At 73.3% G+C, this 1,037-nt stretch carries 1 protein-coding gene; it reads left to right on the top strand.

What is annotated here, in order from left to right:
• Nucleotides 1-78 precede the first annotated feature (78 nt).
• Nucleotides 79-687 carry a TetR/AcrR family transcriptional regulator gene (locus OO48_RS33920; protein WP_081952593.1) on the top strand — a complete coding sequence of 203 codons (609 nt, stop codon included), beginning with the start codon at nt 79-81 and terminating at the stop codon, nt 685-687.
• Nucleotides 688-1,037 lie beyond the last annotated feature (350 nt).

The raw sequence follows: 1,037 nt of genomic DNA, 5'->3' as shown, positions 1-1,037 counted from the left end.
CCGTTTCTGATGGTGAGTGTGCTCCGGGCGCCGGATACTGTCAATACGGAACGTGTCGTTTCCTGTAGGCTCGGCGGCATGCCCGACCAGAACGCACCGGCACGCACGCCCCATCGACCCCGTAGCGAGGCGAGTCGCCGCGCCATCCTGGACGCGAGCCTGGACCTGTGCGCGGAGCAGGGGTACGGCCCCGTGACGGTGGAGGCGATCGCCGCGCGGGCCGGGGTCAGCAAGAAGACCATCTACCGCTGGTGGCCCTCCAAGGGCGCGGTCGTCCTCGAGGCCCTGGACGACGTGGCGAATCCCGCCGCCGACTTCCCGGACAGCGGAGACCTGCGCGCGGACCTGGTCGCGCAGATGGAGGGCCTGGTCCGCGGGCTGCTGTCCGACCAGCGCTTCGGCCGGGCCCTCGTCGGACTGATCGCCGACACCCAGCACGACCCCCGGCTGGCACGGGGCCTCGTCGACGACCTGTTCCACCCGCGGATCGAGGACGCCCGACGCCGTCTGGCCAAGGCCCGCGACGCGGGACAGCTCCACCAGGACGCCGACCCGGACCTGGCCATCGAACTGCTCTACGCACCGCTGTACTACCGACTCCTGCTCCACCAGGGGAGCCTGCACAGCATGGACGAGCTCCGGGTGCTCGTCGACCACGTCCTGCGCTCGACCGCTCCCCCAGCCTGATACCGCGACCGCAACAGCCAGCTGCCCGACCGCTCCGCGCGGGCAGCTGCGCGCGGCCGAGGCACCCACGGTGACCGCGCTGCCGAGAGGGCTGGACCGGGGCCGCCGCCGGCCCGCCCCAGCGGGCCCTGCCGGCGTCCCACCGGGCCCTGCCGGCGTCCCGGCAGAGTTTGCCCGGCCGCCAGCGGACCGGCACGGCCCGCCGGGGCGACATCACCTGCGGACACGGGCAGTGAGCTGCCCCGTGTCTTCGGCGATGTCCCCTGACGCCGCCGACTCGCCCGGCAGGTCAGCGCCAGCCGTACGAGTCGTCCGTCACCGGCTCCAACGACACCGCGTCGGCAGCAGCG

The sequence above is a fragment of the Kitasatospora phosalacinea genome (assembly GCF_000716545.1).
GTDB classification, from domain to species: domain Bacteria; phylum Actinomycetota; class Actinomycetes; order Streptomycetales; family Streptomycetaceae; genus Kitasatospora; species Kitasatospora phosalacinea.
Note: the sequence above shows the minus strand (reverse complement) of the source record. Positions and strands in the feature narration are given on the sequence as shown.